Genomic DNA, 25877 nt, shown 5'->3' with positions numbered 1-25877 from the left:
TCGTGAAGAGCAGAACCCTTGCCGTCCTGGTCAGTAGCGCCCTCGCCCTTTCCGCCTGCGCGCCCACACTGCAGGAGGCCCCGCTTGGCGCCGCCGTTGCTCCGCCGGCTGAGTGGCGAACCAGCCTCGAGGGGACTGTTCCAGCAGAAGCGGACTGGTGGGACGCCTTCGGTGACAGGCAGCTTTCGCGGCTTGTCGAACAGGCACGGCTCAACAATTCCGACGTCCAAATAGCCGCCGCTCGTGTGGAGGAAGCGCGCGCAACAGAGCGAGCCTCGCGCGGCTTCCTCCTCCCCTCGCTTGGCGCCGGAGTCGAGGGCGGTGTCCGGCGCGAAGTGTCCCCGTTCGGTCAGGCGCAAACCACACTGGCTGCACAGCCTGCATTCCGTGCTTCCTACGAACTCGACCTGTTCGGCAAGAACTCTGCCCGCGTCGATGCGGCAGAGGCGGGTGTCGCTGTGAGTGCTGCCACCGCGGAGGCAGCACGTCTCTCGGTGAGCGCTGCGACGGCCAGCGGCTACATTACCCTGCTCGCACTCGACGCGCGTCTCACCATCCTAGAAGAAACGCTGGCTGCACGGCAGGAGGCGGTGAAGTTCGCCCGCGACCGGGCCGAGGTCGGCTACACTTCCCAGCTACCTCTAAGGCAGGCCGAGGCCGAGTTTCAGGCCACCGCCCAGCTCGTCCCGCAGCTGAAAGCGCAGATCGCGCGGCAGGAAAACGCGCTCTCCGTACTCACCGGCGAACTGCCGGGCGCGATCGAGCGCGGCGGAACGCTGGCAGGCCTGCGCCAGCCACCGGCACCAGCGGCGCTTCCCTCCGAACTGCTGCGCCGCCGCCCCGATGTCGCAGCTGCCGAATACCGTATCGTAGCGGCCGATGCGAAAATGCGCATGGCCCGCGCCGAATTCATGCCCTCGATCGATCTCGGGGCGGCAACAGGTGTGGTGTTGTCCGATCTGCTCGCCGATCCGGTTAGCGTGTGGTCGCTGGGCGGCAGCATCCTCGCCCCCATTTTCCAAGGCGGCAAGGTGCAGGCGCAGCTCGACGGAGCGACAGCGCAGCGCGACCAGGCCGCCTGGGCTTACCGTTCAGCCGTCCTCAACGCCTTTCGCGAAGTAGAAGATCGCATGGCGGTGCTGGCCAATCTGAATCAGCAGGAAGCCGCACTCGAATCCCAGCGGGCGGCCGTGACCGACGCCCTGCGTCATGCACGAAATCGCTATCGCGCCGGCTACACGCCCTATATCGAGCAGCTCGATGCACAGCGTGCCTTGCTGGGCGTCGAGCTGTCGCTGGTACAGGTAAGAGCGGAGGAACTGACCGCGCTGGTCGGGCTCTACCAGGCTATGGGCGGGACACCGGAATGAGTTCACGCAAGCAAGGCCGGGTGCACGAGCTGGGATGAAAGGCAAACACGAGAGAGGAATGCTCGTCTCGGCGAAAGCGCGAGGATAGCCCCTCAATGGGGGTGTAGCGCCATATCTGAATGTGGTGCCCCATAGACGACAAAAATGGGCACTCAAATCATTGGGAAATTTCTTCGCGAAGACCCTAATTCCAGCCCGGCGGCGCAATTCAAGGGAAGCTTTGGGCTCGCGAATGGCCTGTTTGCTATCGGCCTGATGTGGTCGAAGGTGGCGCATCCGCCAACGCACCGTGTGTTGGCATGAGGAAAATTCCGACGAAGGGCGTCACGTCCAAATGGCGTCTTCATGTGCTCCCAAAATTTTATTACCACCGCTCCAGCTCAATGGAAGGAGAACAGAATGCGGCGGGTTACGTTCGCTATCTGCGATCGGCACGCCCTCTTCTCAGCCCGCGGCAGGTTTGCATTGCCGCTCAGCTTACCTATGCTTACCCACTCTCAGCGCGCTCGCCCATGGTAGCTAGCCAATCGGCGATTCATACCAGCGAGCCTGCACCTGCCGACAGGATGGAAAACCAATGAGTTCCCATGATGACGCAAGTGTGTCTCCGCCATTGGTGGAATTGCCGATCAATACACACGATAGGGGGTTCTACGATGGGTTTAGCCGGGCGGTCACAATCCCTTCGAAAGTGATTGTCTCGCTCATCATCATGTGGGCGATATTTTTCCCAGTGAGCGCGAGCGAGACACTTTCTGCGGCGAATTCCACCATCATTTCGAGCTTTGCGGGCTGGTACGTCTACCTGGTCGCTGCGCTGATGGCGGTTTGCTTCCTTCTTGCCTTGTGGCCGATCGCCGGGAGCCTGCGCATAGGGCAGCAGGATGAAAAGCCCGAATTTGGTCGATTTTCGTGGTTCGCGATGCTGTTCGGGGCGGGCATCGGTATCGGTATGCTGACCTATTCGGTTGGCGAGCCGATGGCCCATTTTGGTAATAATCCGGACATCATTCGAGGCACCGTCGAACCTTTGTCCGCGCAAGCTGTGCGACCGGCCTATATCTACACCTTCCTCCATTGGGGATTTGCTGCGTGGGCCAGTTACGCGTTGGTGGGCCTGGCCATCGGCTACGTCGCATATCGTCGGAATCTTCCACTCACCATCCGGTCTGCGCTTGCGCCGCTCTTCGGCCTCCGCATGTCCGGCATCTGGGGGCATCTCATCGATGTCGTCGCGGTCGTCGCAACTATCCTCGGGGTTGCCGTGACAATGGGTCTGGGGGTCGAGCAATTCGTGGCCGGGCTTGCAAGGCTGGGCCTGGGTAACTGGCTCTTGGATGCCGATGGCTCTTCCTCGGCCGCTGCCGTCATCGTGGCGCTGCTGGTGCTGGTCGGAGCATCGACCATCAGCGCGCTGTCCGGCGTGGGGCGCGGTATCAAGTGGCTGTCGAACCTCAACATGGGCCTCTCGTTCGCCCTGCTGGCGCTGTTTGCGATTGCCGGTTCGGGACTGCTGGGCCTCGAACTTCTCGCGACAGGCCTGTGGGACTACCTGCGCACCATCGTGCCGAATTCGCTTACGATGTTCTCCGGTGGCAGCGAAACGGGGGACGCGCTTGTCCAGTGGCAGCTCGACTGGTCGGTCTTCTACTGGGCCTGGTGGATAGCCTTTGCACCCTTCGTCGGCATGTTCATCGCCCGCATAAGCCGCGGGCGGACCGTTCGCGAATATGTGCTTGGGGTCATCCTCGTGCCATCGCTGATGTGTTTCGTGTGGATGGCGCTGGTTGGCGGGACCGCCATCGACCTCGAACTCAGCGGCGCTGCGGGCGGCTCTATTGTTGAAGCCGGGATTTCAGACCAGCTGTTCGCCACCCTGTCGGTCCTCCTGTCCGAAGGGGTTGCGAATGTCGTTTTCGGCCTCGTGGTCATCTTGCTGATGACCTACCTCGTGACTTCGGCTGACAGCGCCATCCTCATCGTCAACACCATCAACGGCGCGGGCGAGACCGAGGGGCAGCGGCGTAATCATATCCTGTTCTGGGGCGCTGCGCTGGCCTTCGTGGTGGGCTCGATGCTCATCCTCGGCGGCATCGACGCCATCCGCATCACGATGATAATCGGCGCGCTGCCCTTCTCCTTCGTGGTGGCGTTGATGGCCATCGCAATCGTGAAAGCAGTTGTCTTCGACCTCAGGCGCAAGCGTCACGGCGTGCCGACTACTGCCGAGGGGTGCGCAGATTGGGCGGGAGCGAAATAAAGGCCGCCCAATAGGTTGCAGCAAAAATCCACGTTTTGGACGAATAGAACGATTTCTATTTGCAATTACTATGAGTTGTTCTACTCTCTTAAGGAGTCAAAAATTGCCTCGATGAGAGAAAATTTCTGAATAAATGAACTATCTTTGGAGCAATTTTAAATATACTTTGCTCTCGTGCATTCTGTTGTCGCTTCGCAACAGACTCCAATTCATTATGAAAATTATCGCCCGGGCTGTGGCCGACACGGCATGCTCCCCTTATTGATTTCGTCGAGCGGGATTGTGAGACCAATCTCCTCGCGAATACTGGCCTTGCCGTCCGGCAGGTCTGCCAATTTTCGATTCCTCAGGGGGAAATTCCAGTCATGAAGACTTTCGTCAGCGGCGCGTCCGTCAGCGCGCTCGCCATTGCCATCGCATCGCCGACCGTCGCGCAGGAAGCCGAGCAGCAGCCCGAAGCGCAGGAGCGCAAGGGCGGGGTGCAGACCATCGTCGTCACCGCGCAGAAGCGCAGCGAAGATTTGCAGGATGTTCCTGTCTCGGTTGCAGCAATCGGCGCCGAACAGCTCGACGAACTCGCGATCGACACTTTCGAGGATTACCTCGAGCAGCTTCCCACCGTCACTGCAGGCGGCAGCGGTCCGGGTCAGAGCACCATCTACATCCGCGGCCTCGCCTCGACGACGCCGAACCTGACGACCGCCGGTGTCGCCGGCCTTGCGCCCAACGTCGCGCTTTACCTCGACGAACAGCCGCTTGCGCAGCCGGGCCGCAACCTCGACGTCTATGCCGCCGACATGGAGCGTATCGAGGTCCTCTCGGGTCCGCAGGGAACGCTGTTTGGCGCCAGTTCGCAGGCAGGCGTCGTCCGCCTCATCACGGCCAAGCCCTCGCTCTCGGGCTTCGACATGAGCGCCGATGCCGGCCTCTCCTTCACCAAGGGCGGCGAAGCCAGCTACAAGGGCGAGGTCATGGTCAACCTGCCCGTGGCCGAGACCATCGCGCTTCGCGCGGTCGCTTATTACGACCATCAGGGCGGCTATATCGACAATGTCCTCGGCACGCGTGACCTCAGCGAAAGCGCACGCTTCCGCCCCGAAGGCACGGTGCGCGAAAACGGCGTGCCCGTGAATGCCCTTCGCGCAGGGTTCCAGGCCGGTGCCGACCTGTCGGATGTCACTTTCATCGAGGCGGACAACGCCGACATCGTCGAAGACGACTTCAACGACACGCAGTACATCGGGGGCCGCGCCACCGCGCTGTGGGAAATCACGCCCGACTGGACCGTGACCGCCGCGCACACGCGCCAACAGGTCGACAGCGACGGCGTGTTTTTCGCCGACCCGGCCCTCGACGGGCTCGACGACCTCGAAATCGAACGCTTCGTGGACGACACTCTCGAGGATGAATTCTCCAACACCAGCTGGACCATCGAGGGCCGCCTTGCCGCGCTCGATATCGTCTACACCGGTGCCTATACCGACCGTACGACCGAGCAGGTCGTCGATTACACCGACTACCTCTTCGTCGGCCAGTACCTGCCCTATTACATCTGTGACGGCAGCGCGACCTATCCGGGCAGCGCCGACCCGAGCGGCACCTGCTACTCGCCCATCCTCAATGTGGATTCGCTCAGCAACACCAAGGTGTTCACCAACGAATTCCGCTTCAGCACCGATGCGGACCACTGGATCCGCACGACGGGCGGCGTGTTCTTCTCCGACCTCGAACTGGAAGAACGCAACAACTTCAATTACCCGTCGAACACGCTCGCGGACCCCTTCGGCGAGTTCAAGCCGAACTTCCCCTTCCCCGGCTTCAACACCGACCCGGGTCCGTTCGCGCCTGAAACCATCTTCCGCAACGACATCCGCCGCACCGACAAGCAGTTCGGCATCTTCGGCGAAACCAGCGTCGACATCGTGCCGGACCTGCTGACCTTCACCGGCGGCATCCGCTATTACAATGTGCGGGTCGATTTCGAGGGCAGCGCGAACTCCAGCTTCTGCAACAGCTTCAGCGCAGAGGACCAGAACGCCTTCGGGACCAATATCTCCGACCTCTACGATGGTGACGGGCGCTACACCTTCATCGGTAGCTGCGACCCGGCGCTGCGCCAGACGTTCACGCGCGAAGACACCTTCCGCGACATCCGCGATGCAGGCCTCAGCCAGTCGCAGGCACGCCTCGTCTACAACGCTGTTCGCGCTCCGGATGAAGCCAAGGCCAAGGGTGTCATCTACAAGGGCACGCTGACCGTGACCCCGACGCCCGACCTGATGTTCTACGGCACCTACTCGGAAGGCTTCCGTCCGGGCCTGCTCAACCGTCCGGGCGGCGCCACCAATGGCGAAGGCTTCGTGGTTCCCTTCGAGCTCGAAACCGACGAAGTGAAGAACTACGAGCTTGGCTGGAAAACCGAGCTTGCCGACGGCCAGGTCCGCTTCAACGGCAGCGCCTTCTACGTCGATATCTCGCGTCTGCAGACTACGATTTTCGACCCCTCGATTACCAACCTTTTCTTCTCTGCCAACGCGGCCGATGCAGAAATCATGGGGCTTGAAGCAGACTTCACTGTCGCACCCTACGCGGTGCCGGGCCTGACGGTTTCGGGGGCATTCTCCATCCTCGACACGGAAATCACCGAAGTCCTCATTCCGACGGACGACGTGGTTGAGGGCGGCGAACTCGCCTTTGCACCCTCGTTCCAGGGCAACCTTCGTGCACGCTACGAATGGGCGCTCTCGGGTGACTGGGATGCTTTCATCCAGCCGCAGATGAACCATTCGGCATCGAAGTTCACCGACGTGATCGAAATCAACAAGCTCGAACTCGACAGCTACACCATCTTCGACCTGTCGGCAGGTGTCACGTCGAACCAATGGAGCTTCGAATTGTTCGGCGACAACATCTTCGACGAACGTGCGCAGATTTCGGGTAACTTCGTCAACGACCGCAAGCGCATCGCAACCAACCGTCCGCTGACGGTCGGCCTGCGCGTCGGTTTCGACTACTGATAGCGCGTTTCGCGTGAACGAAAGGCGGCGGGAGCGGTTCGATATCGCTTCCGCCGCTTTTGCTTGTTAGGGCGCGGGTCATGGCAGTGCGTGAAGACACATTGAAAGCAGCGCAGACAGCGCTCCAGGCGGGCGATTTCGCGCGCGGCCGGGCCCTTGCAGAGGAACTGCTGGCGCTCGATGGCGAGGATGCCGAGGCATTGTACATGCTCGCTGTAGCCGCCCGCTTCTCCAAGGATTTCACCGACGCCGAGAATGCACTGGCCAAGCTGCATGCCGCCATGCCCGAATATGGCCGCGCGTGGCAGGAGGCGGGGCACCTTGCACGCGACCGGGGCGAGGCGAACGAGGCCATTGCAGCCTACACCCGCGCCACCCGCTTCAATCCCGCTCTCGACGCAAGCTGGCGGGCGCTTGCCGAATTGCTCTCGCAGGCGGACCGCATGGCGGAAGCCCGCTCGGCACAGGCGCAGGCAGAGCGCATCGCAGCCCTCCCGCGCGAACTGGTCGCGGTCACCCACCACCTGCACGAAGGCAGGTTGCTCCGCGCAGAGGAGATTTGCCGCCACTACTTGCGCAGCCATCCCAAGAGCGTCGAAGGCATGCGGCTGCTCGCCCAAATCGGCATCAAGCTGGGTATTCTCGACGATGCCGAGTTCCTCCTCGACAGCGCCAAGGCCTTCGAACCCGACAATGTGCAGGTTCGCCTCGACTACATCGATGCGCTGCGCCGGAGGCAGAAGTTCGAACGCTCGCGCGAGGAGGCAGAGGAACTGCTCGAGCGCGACCCGCAGAACCCGCTGTTCCAGTCGCATCTCGCCATCGAGAGCATGCAGACGGGCGACTATGACCGGGCCTTCGAACTCTTCGATGCAGTGCTTGAAAAACTGCCGCAGGACCCTGCCACGCTGACCAGTCGGGGCCACGCGCTCAAGACCACGGGCAGGCAACAGGACGCCGTCGCCAGCTACCGCGCAGCCTTTGCCGCCAGGCCCGACCATGGCGATGCCTATTACGCGCTCGCCAACCTCAAGACCTATGAATTTCCCGACGAGGAAATTGCCGCCATGCGCGAGCAGGCCGCCCGCGCCGACCTCGCCTTCATGGACCGCGTCCACCTCTCCTTCGCGCTCGGCAAGGCTTACGAGGACCGCGGCGATTACGAGCAATCCTTCCGCTTCTACGAGGAAGGCAACGCGCTGAAGCGCGCGCAGACCCGCTACAGCGCCGATGCCATGAGCGAGGAGCTGGCGAAGCAGGCCGAGGTCTGCACGCCCGCGCTGTTCGATGCGCATGCCGGAGCCGGCCATTCCGCTCCCGACCCGATCTTCATCATCGGCCTGCCACGCGCCGGCTCGACCCTGCTCGAGCAAATTCTTGCCAGCCACAGCCAGGTCGACGGGACGCTCGAGTTGCCCAATATCCTCGCGCTCGCCCACCGGCTGCGGGGCCGCAAGGCGGGCCAGTCGCGCTATCCGCAAGTGCTGCACGACCTCACCCGCGAGCAGCTCGCGGCATTCGGGAAGAAATTCATTGAGGATACGCGCGTCCACCGCCAGGGCGCGCCCTTCTTCATCGACAAGATGCCAAACAATTTCCGGCATATCGGCCTCATCCACCTCATCCTGCCCAACGCGAAGATTATCGATGCACGCCGTGCGCCGATGGATTGCTGCTTTTCCGGCTTCAAACAGCTCTTCGCCGAAGGGCAGGAATTCACCTACGGCCTCACCGAAGTTGGTCGCTATTATTCCGACTACGTGACGCTGATGGATCATTGGGACCGCGTATTGCCCGGCAGGGTGCTGCGCGTGAACCACGAGTATGTGCTCGACGACCTGGAGGGCCAGACGCGCCGGATGCTCGATTATTGCGGGCTGCCTTTCGAGGAAGCATGCCTCGACTTCCATAAGACGACACGCGCGGTCCGCACGGCCAGCAGCGAACAAGTCCGTCGCCCAATCAACCGCAAGGGCCAGAATGCGTGGAAGCCTTTCGAGCCATGGCTCGATCCGTTGAAACAGGCGCTTAATCCGAAACTGCTTTGACAAAGCGGCAGTCTGACGAGGATTGAAGCAGCCTTTCCCCGCGGAGTGTCGTTGATCGTCGAGTAGCGAGGCAGGAATTGCCGCCGGTTCGCTTTCAGCCACGTGGGCGACAGCCCGAACGACCAGAATGAGGATGCGAGGCGGACCGAGCTATGCGAGCCCCTTTCGCAAGTTCTCAGCAGTCAGGAGTGGGGTGGCCACAAAATGGCGGTTTTCCGCGCTTCACGAAAAGTGGTGCCCAGAAGAGGCATCACATCGGAGCCATTTTCCAATTGGTTGTCAGACACTTAGAAAATTCGGTTGTTCAAGAAGCCCTCAAAAGGCCCGCAAATCCCGACTAATGTACTGGTTTGATGCCTTTTTCAGGACTCAAAACTGATTCTCCGGCTTCGAGAATCAAGCCTAAGCAATGTCCGCTTCGCTACCCAATTTCGGACAAAGCGAGTATTCTCCACCCTGCCTGAAAAGCTGATATAGAGTTGGCTCGGGATCGTCGATCTCTAGAAACGAAGCGGGCGGGAACTCGGCGTTTTTCAGGATGGTGGTCGGATATAATCTTTCGATTGCAGGGTCATGATATGATCGGCGATGACCTTTATGTCCCCTTCATCGAGATCAACATCCATCTGCATCGGGTAATTGTGCGCATCTGACAAGAAGGTCTCGAGGGATTCGCGCGTAAGGCCGGGGCTGTTCGCGATGTCGGCAAATCCGGGTGCGTCGGATCGTAGCGAAACGGCGTTCGCGGTTACAGCGTGGCATTCTCCGCAGACCGCCACGACAAAGTCAGGTGCCTTGTTTTGGTCGTTCGCAAGCCTCACGCTCTCGCTCGATTGGCAGCCTGCCAACATCAGCGAAACCAGAATAACACATACTGCGTATCTCATGCGTCGTCTCTTTCTCTAAACGCGAGCCTAGCCAGCGTTCCTATAGAACAATCGATGGCGTCACCGCCATGTCGCCCGCCGATCATCAAGATAGTCGAAGATACTCCTTGGTTTATTGGCTATCAGTCGAGCAAGATCGGACGCAATATCTGCAGCCTTATCAAAACGAAGGCCTACATGAAGCGCAGTCTGGACTACCGCCTTGCTCCAGGGCTCACCTTGCGAGCGAAGGTGCGCCAAGTAACCGATAATCGAGGCTGGCTCGTAAGAATTCTCACGGTCAAGCAGAAAGGAAAGGTAGTCAGCCACTTCCGTAAACGTCACTGCTACGGGACCTGTCAACTCATACGCAGTACCGTAATGCAGATCGGGTCGTAACAGACAACCGGCTGCTGCTTGTCCGATATCGCGGGCGTCGACAAAAGCCAGCCTGCCCTTGCCCGCTGGCACATAAATTCAGTTGTCGAACCGAATATCCTCGGTGTAAGCGGTCTCCATGTTCTGAGCGAAGAATCCGGGGCGCAAAATTGTCCAGCCCGATGTTTCGGCGAGATAGCGTTCGACCTTCGCATGCGGCAGAAGCGGAAAATCTTCCGCACCAGCGACAGACAAGAAGACAATGTGTTCGACGCCCATGGACCTTGCAATACGGACGAACGGCCCCAGCGTGTTATCAATGTCAGTGATCTGCGGAGGGCGCAGGAGGAATAGCCGCGTCACTCCGGACAAGGCCAAATCCCAACTTGCTCTGTCGAGAAAATTGAATTGAACTTCATCAACACGACTGCCGTCGCGGCTAGCGATAATTGGTGCCCTGCCGGTATCCCGCAAGGCTTGCACCACTGCCCTGCCGACAGTTCCGCTACCCCCAGTCACGAGAATATTTTCTGTTATGGCCATGCTGGCAGCATCGCGATTCGACAAAGGCAAGTCCAGCAATGTCCAATATTCGCCAAACGGTATGACCCGCCCAAAGACGTTGATAAGACTTGCTGAGCGTATTGGCGCGCAAGTTGCTCGTGCTGAGACGCAAGTAAGATTGAGGAGCGTGGAATCTTGCGGACCGGTTCGGCCGGTCGATGGATGAAATTTCAAGCTCGCCAGTCGATAGATACCGACCAGCCAGCTTTCTGACGGCGAGCGTTGGCCCTTTAGGTCTCCTGCAAGTTCGCGATGAACTACAAAACGGACTTCCTCACGGTTCCGTAAGATGTCTTGGCGGAATCACCTTGTCACAAGCAAAGCCGAGCCCCACTTTGCTGAAGGGGGAACTGATGCGGTATCTTGCAGAGTTACCCTGGGCGCCTGACGCTTTGTTATCAAATGACCGAGTAAGTTGGGCCGAGGAAGCGGACAATACACTCCGGGCATCTGTGCATGCTTTTGGTGTCCGCGCCTCCGTATTATTCAAGCTTAAAGCGGATGAAACGATTGCATCCGTCAGTGCAGAGGACAGGCCGCGGCAGGAAGGTCGCGGCTTCCGAGAACGACCCTGGTACGGCACCTTTGAGGACTATTGGAGAGTGAGCGGGCGTTCTCTTCCCCACAAAGCCGACGTGAGCTGGGACATTGATGGGACGCGAATGCCAGTCTGGCGCGGAGCTTTGGAGGAATGGGCGGTACGAGGAGCGGCTTCCTGACCTCGGTGATGCGACTTCCATCTCCAAAAGCGACAAAGAGCTACCCCTTCGCGTTGACCGCCATGTTGGCTTCACCGCTTAAGACAAAGACCCAGATAATGATGCAGGCGATCCAGCCTGCGTTAAATATGAGCAGCGCTGTCCAAACCGCTGCGGGTGTCGCCCTCCTTCGCCCCGGCCCACGCACCATTTCCCCAGGCCTGTCGCCCCGGAATACACGAGCGACATCGCGCAAGTGCAGCAACAGCCATATCCCAGCGACCAGACTGACGACGGCGAAAAGCGCGATGAGAGCAGGAAGGAACCACAGTGGCATCGAGAAAACTCCTTTGGGACCGCGTCACACGGCCGAACTGAAACGACGGACAGACTGCGGGCAATATGTATCGAACAAGGCAGCGATCACGCGTGCATAGGGTAGTCCGGAGGGCGTTATAGCAAGAAGGCCATCTTCGATGCTCGCAAGATCGAGATCGAGAAATGGTTGCAGGGCATCCAAAGGTTCCTGAGTCGTGACTCGCCGGACTTCAGCACTGCCGCGGCACAAGAGTGACTCGATCATCTCCCCGCGATGGCGGTCGTCTTCGGTCCGAGTGATGCCAACCGCACTCGTCAGTCGGCTCTGCCCTGCGAGCATTCTGTAACGGCCACTGTTCTTTTCGTTCTGCGCCAAGAGCTGCGGGAAGCTGCTTACTGCCGAACTGCCAAGCCCGATCAAGACGGGCGACTGATCATCGGTGAAGCCCTGAAAATTTCGTCGCAACGTTCCTGCAGCAGATGCCAGAGCGAGTGGGTCATCGGGTTTGGCAAAGTGATCAAATCCGATTGATCGATATCCCTGCTCTGTAAGCAGAGCATGACCGAGTTCGGCCATCGCGAAGCGCTGCTCCGAACCTGGTAGTGCATTCCCATCGATGACACGCTGTCGCGCAATCAGATGCGGAACATGAGCATAGCCAAAGAGCGCGATGCGGTCCGGACCCATGGCGAGTGTGCGCTGCAGACTATCGCTGAGATCTTCCTGCGACTGGTGCGGAAGGCCATACATCAAATCGAAATTGAGCGAAGAAACTCCGTATTTTCGGAGAAGATCGGTGCTGTGCTCGATAAGGCTCTCGGGTTGCACGCGTCCAATGGCTTCTTGGCAGTGGGTAGCGAAAGTCTGCACGCCGAGGCTTGCGCGTTGGATGCCGACACTCCCGATCGCCTTTGCCCATTCTTGCGAGAACGTTCGAGGATCAAGCTCGATCGAGAAGGTCGGATCATCGATGCTGAAGCGTGCGATCAAGCGGTCGACTAGGGTAAGGAATTCGGTCGGGCTAATCGCATTTGGACTACCACCCCCGAATGCAATCCGACGCACCGAAACATCACGTGGCAAAATGCTCGATACGAGATCGATTTCGCAAGACAGGGCGTCGAGATAGGATTCGAGACGCTGTCGTTTGCCTGATTTGCCGGTGTTGCACCCGCAGTAGAAACATATCTTCTCGCAGAACGGGATATGGACGTAGAGCGAGATGGCGCCGTGCGCGCCGCCAAGCGCCTCGGCATATTGGGTGGGCGACAGGGGTGCGAACTCGGCCGCTGTCGGATAGCTCGTGTAGCGGGGAACCGGAGTTCCCAGCAGGTCAGGATGATAAGGCCACATGGCGGGCTCTTTACTCGTATCGGAAATCACGTTCATTGCGCTGGATCAATTCGTTTGCGAGAGTAGAGTGCATGACAACCCTTGCTATGACAGGGAGCGACAGGTGGAGTCTCGCGCATCGGGATCGGAATACTGATGACGCCGCCACCGCAAACAAGCGCTTCGACGGTCTTGGCAGATATGGGAACAGGCCCGAACGATGCCGGAAGTAGCGCTAGAAGTGCAAACGTACCGGTCCTCATCGGGGAGGATCCTCTCCCTCGCCTATCGCAGTCCGATCGTCTTCCTCGTCATCGATAAGAATGCGGTTTGCCGCACCGTCGAGATCCTCGAACTGGCCGTCGCGCATGGCCCAGAAAAACAGGACAAGCCCGGCGCCACCCAGAAACAGCGCGACCGGAATAAGGAAGACCAAGACGTTCACGGAGCGTGCCTGACGCGGGCAAGTCTTAGGGAATTACCAACGACTACCAGCGAGCTGAGAGACATGGCGACCGCGGCGACGAGCGGGGTCACGAAACCCGCAAGTGCAAGCGGCACAGCAAGCACGTTATAGCCGATGGCAAATCCGAAATTTTCGCGGACGATGCGCATGGTTCGACGGGCGACAACGATGGCTAGGGCAACTGGCATGAGTCTCTTGCCGAGGAAGACCGCGTCTGCTGCCTGTTGGCTCACGTCGCTGGCAGTGCCGGGCGCAATGGAAGCATGGGCCGCAGCCAGGGCAGGACCATCGTTGATGCCGTCGCCAACCATCAGCGGGCGGCGTCCAGCGCTCTTCAACTCATCAAGCAGTGCTAGCTTGGTGTTGGGACGCATTTCACTCTTGCCCTCAATGCCGAGATCGCCTGCAAGGGCAAGAACCGGCAACTGGCGATCACCTGACACGATTTTGCTTTCGACACCGAGTGCCCGAAGATCCCCGAGGGTTTTAGTCACATCGGTTCGCGCCGGGTCAGTGAACGCGATTGCGATTGTTTGCTCTGCGATATGCAGCGAGGATGCGAGACCGGCTTGATCAAAATCACCTCGCGCCAACGAAACCGGAGTTTCGCCATGCATCCCGCTGACGCCTCGTCCTCCTGTTTCCGTGATTGCGGTAAGCGATGCAGCGGGAACGCCTGCCTCTTCCAGGGCGGATGCGATGCCTCTGCTCAAGGGATGCCGACTAGCTTGCGCTAATCCTAGCGCGATGGCTTTCTGTTCATCCGTCAAATGATCGAGGCTGGGGACCGGCTCACCAAGCGTCAACGTGCCGGTCTTGTCGAACAATGCCAAGTCGACTTCTGCAAGCCGTTCGAGCGCACTCCCATCCTTGACCAGCACCCCCCTTTTCGCGAGCGCTCCCGACGCCACGACCTGAGCAGCGGGGACCGCCAGTCCCATCGCACAAGGACAGGTGATGATGAGCACCGCGATAGCAATTACGAGCGACTGGTGCCAACCCGCACCCGCGATCATCCATCCGACAAACGCCAGCATCGCAAGCGTATGGACGGCAGGCGCATACAGACGCGACGCGCGATCGGCGATGCGGACATAATGGCTACGCGACTGACCCGCCTCATCCATCAGGCGCGCGATCTCGGCTATCGCGGTATCCGAAGAGGCGGCGGTTACTCTGACGCGGATCGGGTCACCGAGATTGATCGCCCCGGCGTAGACTGTGTTCCCCTCTGCAGCAGCCTCTGGCGTGCTTTCACCAGTAAGCATTGCATTGTCTATCGAAGTTTTTCCCTCTTCGATTACGCCATCGGCAGCCAGCGCTTCACCTGCAGCAACGAGCATGAGCATTCCAGGCTCGAGATCTTGCGCGGCAATCGTCTGGCTTGATCCATCAGCCTTCAGAATCCTTGCTGACTTGCCCATCCTCGAAAGGAGCGCGCCTATGCCTGCCCGCGTTTTATTGCGCATGGTTGCGTCGAGCGCGCGACCGCAAAGCAGGAAAAAAAGCAGCATGACCGCGCTGTCGAAATAGGCATGCTCGCCGCCAGTTGTGGTCTCATACACACTTAGCCCGGTCGCCAGCAGGACTCCGATCGAGATTGGCACGTCCATATTGGTCCGGCGATGCCGCAGGGCCATGGCTGCGCTGGAAAAGAAGGGGCGCCCTGCATAGGCGACCACCGGCAACGCGATCAGAGCTGAGAGCCAGTGGAACAGTTCGCGCGTCACTCCGCCCGCGCCCGACCAGACGCTTACAGAAAGCAGCATGATATTCATCATGCCGAACCCCGCCACGGCAAGCGAGCGCAGGAGCATACGCCTTTCAGTATCGTCTTGGCCCAGTGGATTCGCCTCGGCGATTTGAGCCTCGAAACCGATCTTTCGAATGGCATCGACAAGATCGCCCGCATCGAGCGCCCTGTCGTGCCGGACGGCCACCCTCTTGGCGGAGAAATTGACGCGCGCTGCCTCGATACCGTCGAGCTCTTGCAAACCGCGTTCTATCTTGGCGATACAACCTGCACAGCGCATGCCAGGAACGGTGAACCGGCTATCGATCAGGCCTGGACGTTCAGGAAAATCCAGGGTTGCCGGGGCGTTCACGACAGATGCTCTTCAGTCGCCCAGGTATGACCATCCTCGGACGAGATTGTCAGACGGACAATCCAACGTCCTGTATCGAGCGGTTCGAGCGACATGTGATTGCCCGGGGTCGCCTCAATCAAACTCAGGGTCGTGGTTTCCGCCTGCCCAAGGGGCCGGCGAGCCACGGCAGTGACGGTGGCGCCGGCCGGCACCGAAGCAGTCTCGATCAAGAGGTGCCCGTTCTCGCTCCGGGTCATCTCGACCATCCAACCCAGAGCTTCCTGCTTCTCCGCCGCGTCTAGCCAATCGTTGAATTCCTGGCTTGCCACATAGGAGTTCTCGACGATTACGCCGCCGAATCCGCGAACGGCAAGCGTGGCCATGAACAAATTAACCGCGATGATGATGGCAAAGCCAGACACGATGATAGTCGCCGCATGCTTGCCGGTAAATTCGCGCTTCACCGCTCACCTCCGGGCGTATCGAACCGCGTTTCGGTTGTCGCCGACTCTTGCTGCTCGTCGCGCGAGGTCACTCTGAAGTTGAACTCTTGCGTCGAAGTGCCCTCCGGCGCGATGACATAAGCGCGAACCGAGAGGACCTGATCGGCAGGAACCGTCTTGATTTGCGTGCCCGCGGCATCGTCTCTTCCGATCGTATCGGTCCACATGAGTGCGCCAGGCAGCCCCTCGACAGCGATCTCCATCTCGCGCGGGCGACTTTCCATATTACGCAGTTTCAGCGTGTAGGAATTTCGCACCGACCCGTCGCTCATCAGGATGTAGGGCGGATTACGGTCGGGTGAAACCGACAGACCGACATGGCTTCGCACACCTAGGGCAAACAGCATGGCAAGGCCGATGCTGCCCCAGATCAGAAAGTAGGCGATGGTCCTCGGTCGAAAAATCGCCTTCCAGGGCGAGCGCGTGGGTTCGCCGTTCGCCTCTTTTTCGCAATCTTCCAGCGTTGCATAGTCGATGAGGCCGCGTGGTCTGCCGATATCTGCCATAACCTTGTCGCACGCATCGATGCAGAGCGCGCAGGTGATGCAGCCCACCTGTGGACCCTCGCGGATGTCGATACCGGTGGGACAGACAGCGACGCATTGCAAACAGTCGATGCAATCGCCGAACTTGCCGGGGTTCTTCTGCGCCTTCTTCACGCTGCCGCGTGGTTCGCCGCGCCAGTCCTTGTAGGTCACCAGCAGCGACTTCTCATCCATCATCGCGGTCTGGATGCGGGGCCAGGGGCACATGTAAATACAGACCTGCTCGCGCATAAAGCCGCCGAGCGTAAAGGTGGTAAGGGTCAGGATGACGACGGTAATGTATGCGGCCGGTGCCGCCTCGCCCGCCCAGAAGTCTCGCACCAATGTTGGCGCATCGGCGAAATACATGATCCATGCACCGCCAGTCCAGAAGCTGATGACGAGATATATCGTGTATTTGAACGTGCGCTTCGCAAATTTCTTCGGGCCAAGCGGTGCAGCATCGAGCCTCATGCGCGCGTTACGATCGCCGTCGACGAAACGATCGACATGTTGGAACAGGTCTGTCCAGACAGTCTGCGGGCAAGCGTATCCGCACCAGGCGCGTCCAACCGCACTCGTCACGAGGAACAGGCCAAGTGCGGCCATGATAAGCAGGCCTGCCACGTAGTAAAACTCGTGCGGCCAGATCTCGATACCGAACATGTAGAAGCGCCGGTTGGCGAGATCGACCAGCACGGCCTGGTCGGGTGCATAGGGTCCGCGATCCCATCGGATCCACGGCGTGGCGTAGTAGATCGCCAAAGTAACGAACATGACGAACCATTTGAAACGCCGGAAACGCCCATCGATCCGCTTGTTGTGGACCTTTGTGCGCTTCTCGAACAGTTTCGTCGGCAGGTGCTGTCGCGGCGGCTCGTGCGGTTCGTGCCGCAATGTCGTCGCTTCCGGGTTGGCTACGGCGCTCGAGACAGGCTCGTTCGTCTTGGCCCGCCCGTCCTCAACGACGACCGACCAGTCACGCTCCGCGCCTTCGCGGCGAGGAGGAGCGCTCGACGCGCGACTGGGATCACGGTTCTTCATCGACCTCCACCGCAGGATCTTCAGCGACCTCGACGAATTCTTCGCCGCCGCCGAGAGACCACACATAGGCCGACAGCATCTTGATCGTGACCGGGTCGAGACGTCCGCTCCAGTGCGGCATGCGTCCCATCTTGGGGTTCAGAATTTGAGCGCGCAACTGTTCGGGCGAACTCCCATAAAGCCAGATTGCATCGTTAAGGCGCGGCGCACCAAGCTCACGATTTCCCTCACCTGCAGGTCCGTGACAAACGGAGCAGTTGTCTTGGTATAGCTGAGCTCCGGAAGCGGTCGACGGCGCCTTCCCGCTTAAGGAAAGGACGTGATTCGTAACTGCAGTGAGTTGGTCTGCATCAAACGCTCCTTCGAATGGAGGCATAACGCTCATTCGTGTATCGTTGACGCCGGGTGCACGAATGCCGTTCACAAGCGTGTATTCAATAGCCTTGAGGTCTCCGCCCCAGAGCCAGTCATCATCGTTCAGGTTGGGATAGCCCAAGGTCTGGCTACCGGCCGCTCCCGAGCCGTGGCATTGCGAACAATGGACCTGGAAAGCAGACCGGCCACCAGCCACTGCCTGCCCAAATAGTTCGCTGTTCTCTGGCAAGCGTTCGATCGGAATGCGCGCGAGCTCTTCGCGCACAGTAGTCCGCGCTTGGTCGACAACGCTCATCTCTTCGGCGAGCTCTCCGCGACTGCTCCAGCCGAGCACGCCTTCGGTTGCTTTGTTGATCAGCGGCCATGCAGGATAGAGGATCACGTAGATCACCCCCCAGACAATCGTCGCGTAGAGGGTCCAGAGCCACCAGCGCGGCATCGGCGTATCGAGTTCCTCGATACCGTCCCATTCATGTCCCACGGTTTCTGTGCCGGTCGGCTCGTCGATGCGCTTATTTGCCATCGTGGCGCTCCCCGGTGTCTTCATCATTGAATATCGAACGCGCGGCTTCCTGATTGCGTTGCTTTGCGCCGGGGCGAAACACCCAGAGGCATATGCCGAAAAACAGAAGCAGAAGGGCGACGAGGCCGTAGCTATCGGCGAAGTGGCGCAACTGGTCGTAGAGGCTCATCGGCCTTTCTCCTCGGCCAGCCGCTCTTGTGCTGCCGCACTATCGACGTCGACCAGCGTGCCAAGCATCTGCAAATACGCGACGAGCGCGTCCATTTCGGTAAGCTTGCTCGGATCACCATCAAAATCGCGAACCTGCGCCTTGGGGTAGCGCTGCTGGAAATCCTCGACATCGCCGCCGCTATCGGGATCGGCCTGGAGGATCATGTCCGCCATCGCTTCGCCAACGTCGCGATCCGAGTAGGGGACGCCAACCCTTCTAAGAGCAACCAGCATGGCGGCAGCGTTGTCCGTATTGAGCGGCGTGTCACCGAGGAACGAGTATTTTGGCATGATGCTTTCCGGGACCACGCTTTGCGGATCCCCGAGATGCTGGACGTGCCATTCGTCCGAATACCGCCCGCCGACGCGCGCCAGGTCAGGCCCCGTGCGCTTCGAACCCCATTGGAAGGGATGATCATACATGCTTTCGGCGGCGAGGCTGTAATGTCCGTAACGCTCCACCTCGTCGCGGAACGGACGGATCATTTGACTGTGGCAGGAATAGCAGCCCTCACGCACGTAAATGTTGCGCCCCGCTTGCTCCAGCGGCGTGTAGGGTCGCATTCCCTCTACTTCCTCGATCGTGTTGTCGATCCAGAACAAAGGCGCAATCTCGACGATGCCCCCGATCGACACTGCGATGAAGGAGAAGATCGCGAGTAGGTTAATGTTCTTTTCCAGCTTCTTGTGTTGGGTAGCGAGGCCCATGACGATCTATCCTATTCTGCAGGTTCGGGGGAAGCCGAACCTGCAATGGGTCGGTCTTTGTCGGAGTCATAAGCGGGCATGGCTCCCATCGGCTTTTCCTCGCGGAGCCTGCCGCCGATGGTCATCCACACATTGTAGCCCATGATGATCGCTCCGCTGAGATACATGACGCCTCCCAATGCGCGGATGATATAAAGCTCATGCAGCGCGGCGACCGTCTCTGCAAAGCTGTTCACGAGATAACCGTCAGGCCCGTATTCACGCCACATCAGCCCTTGCGTAATTCCCGCCACCCACATGCTGGCTGCGTAGAAAACGATGCCGAGCGTCGCGAGCCAGAAGTGCCAGTTAATCATGCGCAGCGAATACATTCGCTCACGCTTCCACAGGCGCGGCACAAGGAAGTAGACCGCTGCAAAGCTGATCAGCCCGTTCCAGCCAAGCGCTCCGGAATGCACGTGGCCGACGGTCCAGTCGGTATAGTGCGAGAGCGAGTTGACGGCCTTGATACTGAGCATTGGCCCTTCGAAGGTCGCCATGCCGTAGAACGCCATAGCCATGACCATCATGCGAATGATTGGATCGGTGCGGACTTTGTCCCATGCCCCGTTGAGCGTCATTAACCCGTTGATCATGCCGCCCCAGCTTGGCATCCAAAGGACTACAGAGAACACCATGCCAAGCGTCTGTGCCCAATCGGGCAGTGCCGTGTAATGGAGATGGTGCGGGCCGGCCCAGATGTAGAGGAAGATCAGCGACCAGAAGTGTATGATCGACAGACGATAACTATAGACCGGTCGCTCGGCCTGCTTCGGCACGAAGTAATACATCATCGCGAGGAACGGCACGGTGAGGAAAAACGCGACGGCGTTGTGACCATACCACCACTGCGTCAGAGCGTCCTGAACTCCTGCAAAGGCCGAGAAGGATAGCGACCCGTTCCAAGCAACGGGGACCGCGAGGTTGTTGACGATGTGCAACATCGCGATGGTGATGATGAACGAAAGGTAGAACCAGTTCGCGACATAGATGTGCGGTTCTTTCCGGCGAGCCAGCGTGCCCACGAAAACGATCAAATAGGCTACCCAGACAATGGTAAGCCACAGGTCGACATACCATTCCGGCTCGGCGTATTCTCGGCTCTGCGTGACACCGAAAAGATAACCCGATGCCGCCAGGACGATAAACAACTGGTAGCCCCAAAAGACGAACCGGGCGAGCGCGGGGAATGCCAGCTGAGCGCGACAGGTGCGCTGGACGACGTAGAAGCTGCTCGCGATGAGAATGTTGCCACCGAACGCAAAGATCACCGCAGAGGTATGAAGCGGTCGCACGCGGCCGAAATTGAAGTAGGGCTCGATATTGAGCTGCGGGAACGCCAGTTGCGACGCGATGAAAACGCCAGCAAGCAAGCCAACCAAAGCCCAGAACATGGTAGCCAAGACACCCCAGCGAATGGGATCGTCGTCATATCGCGATGGCCCTTCGGGCATCTTGAAGAAGCCCTGCGCCTTCCCCAGCGGATCGAAGCGCGCTGCGGTAACCCACACCATCACAAAGGCGATAATTCCGATTATCGTTGCGTGCGCGGCCATCCCTTGGTCCGCAGCCGTCGCAACCATGACGACTGAAAGAACCATGACCAACAACCAGAGACCTACCCGCCCCAGTGCAGCTTCAGCTTGCATCTAATACTCCGATCACTTTTCCCTTGCCTATGCTGCTCGCCAGCAGACCGCATTGATCTGGGTCAAATTTCGAAAAGTTTTGTTTTTCAGAGAGGAAGGGCTGCCAGTTTCCGAATGCGAAGCCGATCGAGAATTTTGACTTCGGACCTTCCATTCGTGTCTATGACACCAAGTTGCCGCAGCTCGGTGAACTGTCGACTGACCGTTTCGATGGTCAACCCAAGACTATCGGCGATTTCACGTCGTGATATCGGGAGACTCAGCAATCCTGCATTCTCATCTTCGTTCCCGATGCGATCAGCCATCGATGACAGGAAACTGGCAACGCGTTCCTGAGCGGTCTTGCGGCCGAGGAGCACTGACATGTCTCGGGATTGATCGAACGCGACGAACATACGGTCGAAAATCGCCTTCGCTATGTCAGGATCGGCCGCTACGGTTCGGATGAAAGCATCCGCTGGGAAGGCAAGCAGGCGACAATCGGTGATGCCGTATAGGAAATATGGCACGGTTCCCGTCCGGGATTGCATGATGAGATCGTTTGTCAGCACTAATGCGACGATCTGCTCTCGATCGTTTCCCAGATGTCCGACTAGTTTCGCAACGCCCTTCGCGACAAACACAATGAACCTATCGCTGGTCTCATCGAACTCGGCGACCGTGCCGCATTTGACGTCGATTTCACGGCCAAATGCGCGAAGGCGTGATGCCATCGATTTTGGCAGACCCAAATCGAGTATGGCAGCGAAAAGGCGCTGAAAATCATTGTCGGACAAAGCGCGGAGCTCCGCAGGAGGTTCGAGATCGCGGTCTGCGGTGAATCTTCAGCCAGGTCTTTGAGACAGATCAAATGGTTCGAATAGTTTTTACGGTTTGGCGCGTGAGGTTTGGCGACAGGGCAAAATGCGCTCCTATGCAGCCAGCATCTCGAGAGCGTCACGCTTGCGAATGGTGATGTCACGGCGGCCTTGTATTTCGATCACGCCTTCTTCGCGGAACTTTGTGAACTGGCGGCTTACCGTCTCGATCGTGAGGCCGAGAATATCCGCGATTTGCTGGCGCGACATCGGAAGCTCGAACTCGTCAGGCAATTTCCGGCTCGTATTCTCACAAGTGGCCAAGACTGTTCGTGAGGCGATTTCCAGCAACAGAGCGGCGAGCCTTTCTTCGGCGTTCATCCGCCCCAGAAGCAACATCCAGCGTCGAGTTCTGTCGAGCTCCCCCAGCGTTCGTTCAAGCAACTTGTGCTCCAGCCGCCCATGCTCCTCGGCAAAGCGCTCGAAATCCGATCGCTGAAAGACGCAGACGATTGATTCGCCCAGAGCTTCTACGCTGTAGGGAGAAACCTCGCCGAAGGGACGACCGAGGAAATCGGATGGATAGGCGAGCCCGAGGATCTGTTCCCGGCCATCACTCGTCTGGGTGAAGAGCTTCAGCGCACCGGAAACCACGTTGGCGACAAAGACGGCTTCGTCGCCTTCCCACAAAAGGGTTTCTCCGGGCGCCAGACGCCTTCTGCGCCCGATCTTGTTCAACAGCGCTATCTCTTGGTCGTCCAGGTCGGCGCAGATCGCGCGGTTTCGGACGGAACAAGCCTGACAGAAATTGATTTCGTTTGTCGGATCATCGGCCTGCATGGCCACCATTTAGCCCTGCATGCTCAGCTTTCCAATACGTTCGTCCCGACAGTATTGCGCAAATGGCGTGAGCACGTGTGGACGACGAAGGCATAAGTTGCCAAACGGATGACATCGAGGATGATCCACCAATGGTGAAGCGCCGATGGTCCGACCGCCGCCCCTGCGATCCGCGCCATCGTGCGATCGTTCAATTCAGGCATGATGAAGATCCATTGCAGTGCCACAGTCGCGATCGCTACAATGATCAAACGGCGCGATGGCCCTCGTGCCGAGACGAAAAGGGCAAACAGCAAAATGCTCTCGATTGCGATGGACGCCCGGAAGGTCACTCGTCCCACCGCGAGCAAATGAGACATCGGCACGTCAGCTGCCAGGAATTTTACTGGCGTTGCGATAAACGATAGCGAAAAAAGCGTCGCAAGAGCGGCGACAGCGAGAACCAGTGTTCTGAGAACTGAGCGGTCTGTCATGCCTGACCCTCCTTCGTGTTCTCATCGAGTCGCGGCGCGCACAGGATCGGTCCGTATCGGAAAAGAAAGAGGCCGAACGCTCCGAACCAAGCCGCTCCAGCAACTGCCAGTGCTACCCGACCGTCGCCGATGGAGAGGGCTGCCTGAACCCGCGTAACAGCCGCAACCGTGATGAGGATGTATGAGGCGGTGATCTCCCGACTGGCGATGAGCGCTCGGCCGGTATGCCCTAAGCTGGCTCTGCTCATGACAGCGAGGATCATCGTTGCCATCGCTCCTGTCGACAGGGCGTGGATACCCGCTGTCTCTGATGTGATCTCGACTTGGGCAACGGCGAGAAGCAAGAGTCCCACCGGCAGCCAGATGTATCCCAAGTGCAGGATCCACACCAGAGCGTTGGAGCAGCACCGCCAGCCCTGCCATTTCGACAGGCGGAAAAAATGGGCAGCGGAAGCGCTCGATAGAAGCACCGAACTTACTAAGCTGGACGGTGTGCTAAGCCACGCCAGAAGCGCGGCGGCTGTCAGCGCGATAATCAGCTTGTCCCACGTGCGGGGCTGAGCCGGCAATGGTTCACGAGCGCCGATGGAGGATAGCCAATTGCGCGTAAAGCTCGGGATAATCCGTCCGCCGATGATGGCGATTAATAGGACGACGAGACTGAGTCCGGCGCGCCATCCAAGCGAAGAATCTAACGAACCTGCCATCTCGAGCCGGTCTAAAATACCGGCGGCTCCAAAAAGGAGGACGATCGCGACGACAGGCAGATTGCGGTTCCTGCTCTGAATTATCTCGCGTGCGAGGAGGGATGCCAGAAGGAGATAGAAGCCTCCATCGACGAGAATGAGTATGGGATTATGGTCGGACGATGCGAACGGAAGAAGTCTTCCGACGAGCCATATTGCGAAAAGTGCGGCCAAGGGACCACCTGCAATGGGCAGCCGCCCCGTCCAGTTCGGAACTGCTGTAAGCACAAATCCCGCGATTGCTGCACCGACAAAGCCGAACAGCATTTCATGACGGTGCCATGCGAGCGGATTGTCGAGAAGTTCGAACGGCACGAAGCCAAAAAACACGGTCAGCCATACCGCGAGGGCGGTTATGGCCCAAGCTGCGGCACCGAGGAAGAATGGTCTGAAGCCACCGCGCAGGATAGGCGGGCTTTCCGCCATTCGTCTCCGGCGCAGTTCCAGTCTTTCAGTATTGGTAGGCATCATGGGCGACCTCATTCGGCAAGGTCGCCGGTAGCACATCTTTGCGCCAGACAACTTGATCTACCTCAAGCTTGGCGGGAACGTCGAACCTTATTGCTCGCAATCGTTTCCGCCTCGCGCTCCTAGAACGCATCGATTGCGGGGATGGTTCAGATGATGGGATAGCGCGGGATGACACGCGCACCCTAACAAAAACTTCAGCAAGGTCGCTTCCAGTAATCAATCTACCGGCAATTAGTCCGGAGCGGGTGAACATTGACCTTTGCTGGCAGGGTTTGATGGCCGATTGATACTCGTTCGGCATGGGAACTATACGCTGGGCTTTTGTATAAGCCTTGTTGTTCAGCGGGCCTTATAGTGTCAGTCGTCAGAACATTTGGCACAACTTGCGGCGTAGGCTTGCGGAGCGTGGGCCTCGTCCGGGATTGATGTTTAGGCGGCGAGTTTGCGGTGTTGCAAGCGCCGATATTCGAGTGTCTTTCGTTTGATCCTTTCTCTGCGTTTGATGATGGCAGGAGCCTTGCCGAAGTAGGCATCGGCAGGCGTCACATTGTCGAGGCTCTCGTGGTAGCGCTGGTGGTTGTAGTGCTCGACGAAGGCCTCGATCTGTTGTTCGAGATCGCCGGGCAGGAAGTAGTTTTCCAGCAGCACGCGGTTCTTGAGTGACTGGTGCCAGCGCTCGATCTTGCCCTGCGTCTGCGGATGAAAGGGGGCGCCGCGCACGTGGCTCATCCTATTGGCCTCGATGTATTCGGCCAGTTCTCCGGCGATGTAGCTGGGGCCATAGTCGCTGAGCAGGCGCGGCCTGTGCAGAACATTGGCATGGTCGCAGCCGGAGGCGGCCAGCGCCATATCGAGCGTGTCGGTGACGTCGCTGGCACACATTGTGGAGCACAGCCACCAGGCGATGATGTAGCGCGAGTAATCATCCAGCACGGTCGAGAGATAGACTCAGCCCCATCCGATGATCTTGAAGTAGGTGAAGTCCGTCTGCCACATCTCGTTGGACCGCGTGGTTTTGGTGTGGAACGCCTCTGCTGCCTTGATCACAGTGTAAGGTCGGGCTGGTGATCAGATCATGGGCCTTGAGCAGCCGGTAAACCGTGGCTTCGGAAACGAAGTAGCGCTTCTCGTCGGTGAAGCGCACCGCCAGTTCGCGCGGGGATAGATCGGTCTGCTCCTGCGCGAGTCCGACGATCTGCTGCTGGATGTCCTCGCCGATGCGGTTCCACACCCGGCTCGGCGCTGAGGGGGCGATCCTGAAGCGCTTCCGGCCCACCTTCGAGGTAGCGGTCGTACCAGCGGTAGAAGGTTCGCCGTGCCACACCGAGCTGGTCCAACGTCCGCTTGGCGGGCAGGTGCGACTGCTCGACGATCCGGATGATCTCCAGCTTCCCGGATGCGGGATATCTCATGCGTCGTCTTCCCCAAGCCCGGTCATGCTTTTTTGAGCAGACGGTTCTCCAGCGTCAGGTCGGCCACGCACTCTTTCAGATCGCGGGCTTTACGGCGCAAATCCTTCACCTCTTCCGTTACTTGATATTCCGGTTTTTGCTGTGTGTGACAGAACAGC

General features: G+C 59.1%; 21 protein-coding genes and 1 pseudogene. 5 read left to right on the top strand and 17 right to left on the bottom strand.

The annotated features are described in order from the left end of the window. The first annotated feature begins 2 nt into the window (after window positions 1-2). From K3148_RS07585 to K3148_RS07570, 4 genes are all read left to right on the top strand, one after another. Window positions 3-1370 carry an efflux transporter outer membrane subunit gene (locus K3148_RS07585; protein WP_221424244.1) on the top strand — a complete coding sequence of 456 codons (1368 nt, stop codon included), beginning with the start codon at window positions 3-5 and terminating at the stop codon, window positions 1368-1370. A gap of 616 nt (window positions 1371-1986) precedes the next feature. Next, window positions 1987-3630: a BCCT family transporter gene (locus K3148_RS07580; protein ID WP_247711511.1), complete on the top strand. Its 1644-nt coding sequence runs from the start codon at window positions 1987-1989 to the stop codon at window positions 3628-3630. Between the two features lie 365 nt (window positions 3631-3995). Continuing rightward, window positions 3996-6647 (top strand): TonB-dependent receptor, encoded by a 2652-nt coding sequence (locus K3148_RS07575; protein WP_221424242.1) that lies wholly within the window; start codon window positions 3996-3998, stop codon window positions 6645-6647. Window positions 6648-6727: 80 nt separating this feature from the next. Continuing rightward, window positions 6728-8695, top strand: coding sequence for a tetratricopeptide repeat-containing sulfotransferase family protein (locus tag K3148_RS07570; protein ID WP_221424241.1), 1968 nt, complete (start codon window positions 6728-6730; stop codon window positions 8693-8695). 533 nt (window positions 8696-9228) lie between these two features. Here the strand turns inward: K3148_RS07570 and K3148_RS07565 are convergent. Both K3148_RS07565 and K3148_RS07560 read right to left on the bottom strand, forming a co-directional pair. Continuing rightward, a complete protein-coding gene (locus K3148_RS07565; protein ID WP_221424240.1) occupies window positions 9229-9582 on the bottom strand; it encodes a hypothetical protein in 354 nt (117 codons plus the stop codon). Between the two features lie 456 nt (window positions 9583-10038). After that, complete coding sequence (locus K3148_RS07560) at window positions 10039-10482, bottom strand: SDR family oxidoreductase (protein ID WP_221424239.1); 444 nt, start codon at window positions 10480-10482, stop codon at window positions 10039-10041. Between the two features lie 179 nt (window positions 10483-10661). Between K3148_RS07560 and K3148_RS14030 the strand changes: the two genes are divergently transcribed. Further along, the gene (locus tag K3148_RS14030) at window positions 10662-11222 is read left to right on the top strand and encodes a DUF6920 family protein (protein ID WP_425594631.1); all 561 of its coding nucleotides are present in this window, start codon (window positions 10662-10664) and stop codon (window positions 11220-11222) included. A 40-nt stretch (window positions 11223-11262) separates the two neighbouring features. Here the strand turns inward: K3148_RS14030 and K3148_RS07555 are convergent, their stop codons facing one another. The 15 genes and pseudogenes from K3148_RS07555 to K3148_RS07485 all read right to left on the bottom strand — a co-directional run. Continuing rightward, a complete protein-coding gene (locus K3148_RS07555; RefSeq protein WP_247711510.1) occupies window positions 11263-11538 on the bottom strand; it encodes a hypothetical protein in 276 nt (91 codons plus the stop codon). Between the two features lie 24 nt (window positions 11539-11562). After that, the gene (gene hemN, locus K3148_RS07550) at window positions 11563-12873 is read right to left on the bottom strand and encodes an oxygen-independent coproporphyrinogen III oxidase (RefSeq protein WP_221426654.1); all 1311 of its coding nucleotides are present in this window, start codon (window positions 12871-12873) and stop codon (window positions 11563-11565) included. 238 nt (window positions 12874-13111) lie between these two features. Next, window positions 13112-13297 carry a cbb3-type cytochrome oxidase assembly protein CcoS gene (gene ccoS, locus K3148_RS07545; protein WP_221424238.1) on the bottom strand — a complete coding sequence of 62 codons (186 nt, stop codon included), beginning with the start codon at window positions 13295-13297 and terminating at the stop codon, window positions 13112-13114. Continuing rightward, a complete protein-coding gene (locus K3148_RS07540) occupies window positions 13294-15423 on the bottom strand; it encodes a heavy metal translocating P-type ATPase (RefSeq protein ID WP_221424237.1) in 2130 nt (709 codons plus the stop codon). Before K3148_RS07540 ends, ccoS begins: the two co-directional genes overlap by 4 nt. After that, window positions 15420-15869 carry a FixH family protein gene (locus tag K3148_RS07535; RefSeq protein WP_221424236.1) on the bottom strand — a complete coding sequence of 150 codons (450 nt, stop codon included), beginning with the start codon at window positions 15867-15869 and terminating at the stop codon, window positions 15420-15422. Before K3148_RS07535 ends, K3148_RS07540 begins: the two co-directional genes overlap by 4 nt. Then, window positions 15866-17476 carry a cytochrome c oxidase accessory protein CcoG gene (gene ccoG, locus K3148_RS07530; RefSeq protein ID WP_221424235.1) on the bottom strand — a complete coding sequence of 537 codons (1611 nt, stop codon included), beginning with the start codon at window positions 17474-17476 and terminating at the stop codon, window positions 15866-15868. The genes K3148_RS07535 and ccoG overlap by 4 nt, the downstream gene beginning before the upstream one ends. Then, entirely contained in the window at window positions 17463-18374 is a 912-nt protein-coding gene (ccoP, locus tag K3148_RS07525) for a cytochrome-c oxidase, cbb3-type subunit III (protein ID WP_221424234.1), read from the bottom strand. The genes ccoG and ccoP overlap by 14 nt, the downstream gene beginning before the upstream one ends. Next, a complete protein-coding gene (locus tag K3148_RS07520) occupies window positions 18364-18543 on the bottom strand; it encodes a cbb3-type cytochrome oxidase subunit 3 (protein WP_221424233.1) in 180 nt (59 codons plus the stop codon). The genes ccoP and K3148_RS07520 overlap by 11 nt, the downstream gene beginning before the upstream one ends. Next, the gene (ccoO, locus tag K3148_RS07515) at window positions 18540-19292 is read right to left on the bottom strand and encodes a cytochrome-c oxidase, cbb3-type subunit II (RefSeq protein WP_221424232.1); all 753 of its coding nucleotides are present in this window, start codon (window positions 19290-19292) and stop codon (window positions 18540-18542) included. Before ccoO ends, K3148_RS07520 begins: the two co-directional genes overlap by 4 nt. Window positions 19293-19303: 11 nt before the next feature. Then, window positions 19304-20980: a cytochrome-c oxidase, cbb3-type subunit I gene (ccoN, locus tag K3148_RS07510; protein WP_221424231.1), complete on the bottom strand. Its 1677-nt coding sequence runs from the start codon at window positions 20978-20980 to the stop codon at window positions 19304-19306. Between the two features lie 86 nt (window positions 20981-21066). Continuing rightward, window positions 21067-21756, bottom strand: a complete 690-nt coding sequence (locus K3148_RS07505; RefSeq protein WP_221424230.1) for a Crp/Fnr family transcriptional regulator — start codon at window positions 21754-21756, stop codon at window positions 21067-21069. Between the two features lie 135 nt (window positions 21757-21891). Beyond that, a complete protein-coding gene (locus K3148_RS07500; RefSeq protein WP_221424229.1) occupies window positions 21892-22617 on the bottom strand; it encodes a Crp/Fnr family transcriptional regulator in 726 nt (241 codons plus the stop codon). A gap of 23 nt (window positions 22618-22640) precedes the next feature. Further along, the gene (locus K3148_RS07495) at window positions 22641-23090 is read right to left on the bottom strand and encodes a hypothetical protein (protein WP_221424228.1); all 450 of its coding nucleotides are present in this window, start codon (window positions 23088-23090) and stop codon (window positions 22641-22643) included. Continuing rightward, window positions 23087-24307 (bottom strand): NnrS family protein, encoded by a 1221-nt coding sequence (locus K3148_RS07490; RefSeq protein WP_221424227.1) that lies wholly within the window; start codon window positions 24305-24307, stop codon window positions 23087-23089. Before K3148_RS07490 ends, K3148_RS07495 begins: the two co-directional genes overlap by 4 nt. A gap of 429 nt (window positions 24308-24736) precedes the next feature. Then, window positions 24737-25837 (bottom strand): annotated as a pseudogene (locus tag K3148_RS07485) (IS3 family transposase); the annotation flags it as partial. Window positions 25838-25877: the final 40 nt, after the last annotated feature.

The organism is Qipengyuania aurantiaca, from assembly GCF_019711375.1.
Lineage (GTDB): Bacteria > Pseudomonadota > Alphaproteobacteria > Sphingomonadales > Sphingomonadaceae > Qipengyuania > Qipengyuania aurantiaca.
This window is presented reverse-complemented; position numbering and strand designations above follow the sequence as displayed.

Excerpts from the sequence above, each read along its gene's own strand:
- K3148_RS07520 (WP_221424233.1), bottom strand. The coding sequence starts at position 18,543 with ATGAGCCTCTACGACCAGTTGCGCCACTTCGCCGATAGCTACGGCCTC.
- K3148_RS07565 (WP_221424240.1), bottom strand. The coding sequence starts at position 9,582 with ATGAGATACGCAGTATGTGTTATTCTGGTTTCGCTGATGTTGGCAGGC.
- K3148_RS07490 (WP_221424227.1), bottom strand. The coding sequence starts at position 24,307 with ATGATGCCTACCAATACTGAAAGACTGGAACTGCGCCGGAGACGAATG.
- K3148_RS07555 (WP_247711510.1), bottom strand. The coding sequence starts at position 11,538 with ATGCCACTGTGGTTCCTTCCTGCTCTCATCGCGCTTTTCGCCGTCGTC.
- K3148_RS07575 (WP_221424242.1), top strand. The coding sequence starts at position 3,996 with ATGAAGACTTTCGTCAGCGGCGCGTCCGTCAGCGCGCTCGCCATTGCC.
- K3148_RS07570 (WP_221424241.1), top strand. The coding sequence starts at position 6,728 with ATGGCAGTGCGTGAAGACACATTGAAAGCAGCGCAGACAGCGCTCCAG.
- ccoP (WP_221424234.1), bottom strand. The coding sequence starts at position 18,374 with ATGGCAAATAAGCGCATCGACGAGCCGACCGGCACAGAAACCGTGGGA.
- K3148_RS07495 (WP_221424228.1), bottom strand. The coding sequence starts at position 23,090 with ATGACAGACCGCTCAGTTCTCAGAACACTGGTTCTCGCTGTCGCCGCT.
- K3148_RS07500 (WP_221424229.1), bottom strand. The coding sequence starts at position 22,617 with ATGCAGGCCGATGATCCGACAAACGAAATCAATTTCTGTCAGGCTTGT.
- hemN (WP_221426654.1), bottom strand. The coding sequence starts at position 12,873 with ATGTGGCCTTATCATCCTGACCTGCTGGGAACTCCGGTTCCCCGCTAC.
- ccoG (WP_221424235.1), bottom strand. The coding sequence starts at position 17,476 with ATGAAGAACCGTGATCCCAGTCGCGCGTCGAGCGCTCCTCCTCGCCGC.
- K3148_RS07560 (WP_221424239.1), bottom strand. The coding sequence starts at position 10,482 with ATGGCCATAACAGAAAATATTCTCGTGACTGGGGGTAGCGGAACTGTC.
- K3148_RS14030 (WP_425594631.1), top strand. The coding sequence starts at position 10,662 with ATGGATGAAATTTCAAGCTCGCCAGTCGATAGATACCGACCAGCCAGC.
- ccoN (WP_221424231.1), bottom strand. The coding sequence starts at position 20,980 with ATGCAAGCTGAAGCTGCACTGGGGCGGGTAGGTCTCTGGTTGTTGGTC.
- ccoO (WP_221424232.1), bottom strand. The coding sequence starts at position 19,292 with ATGGGCCTCGCTACCCAACACAAGAAGCTGGAAAAGAACATTAACCTA.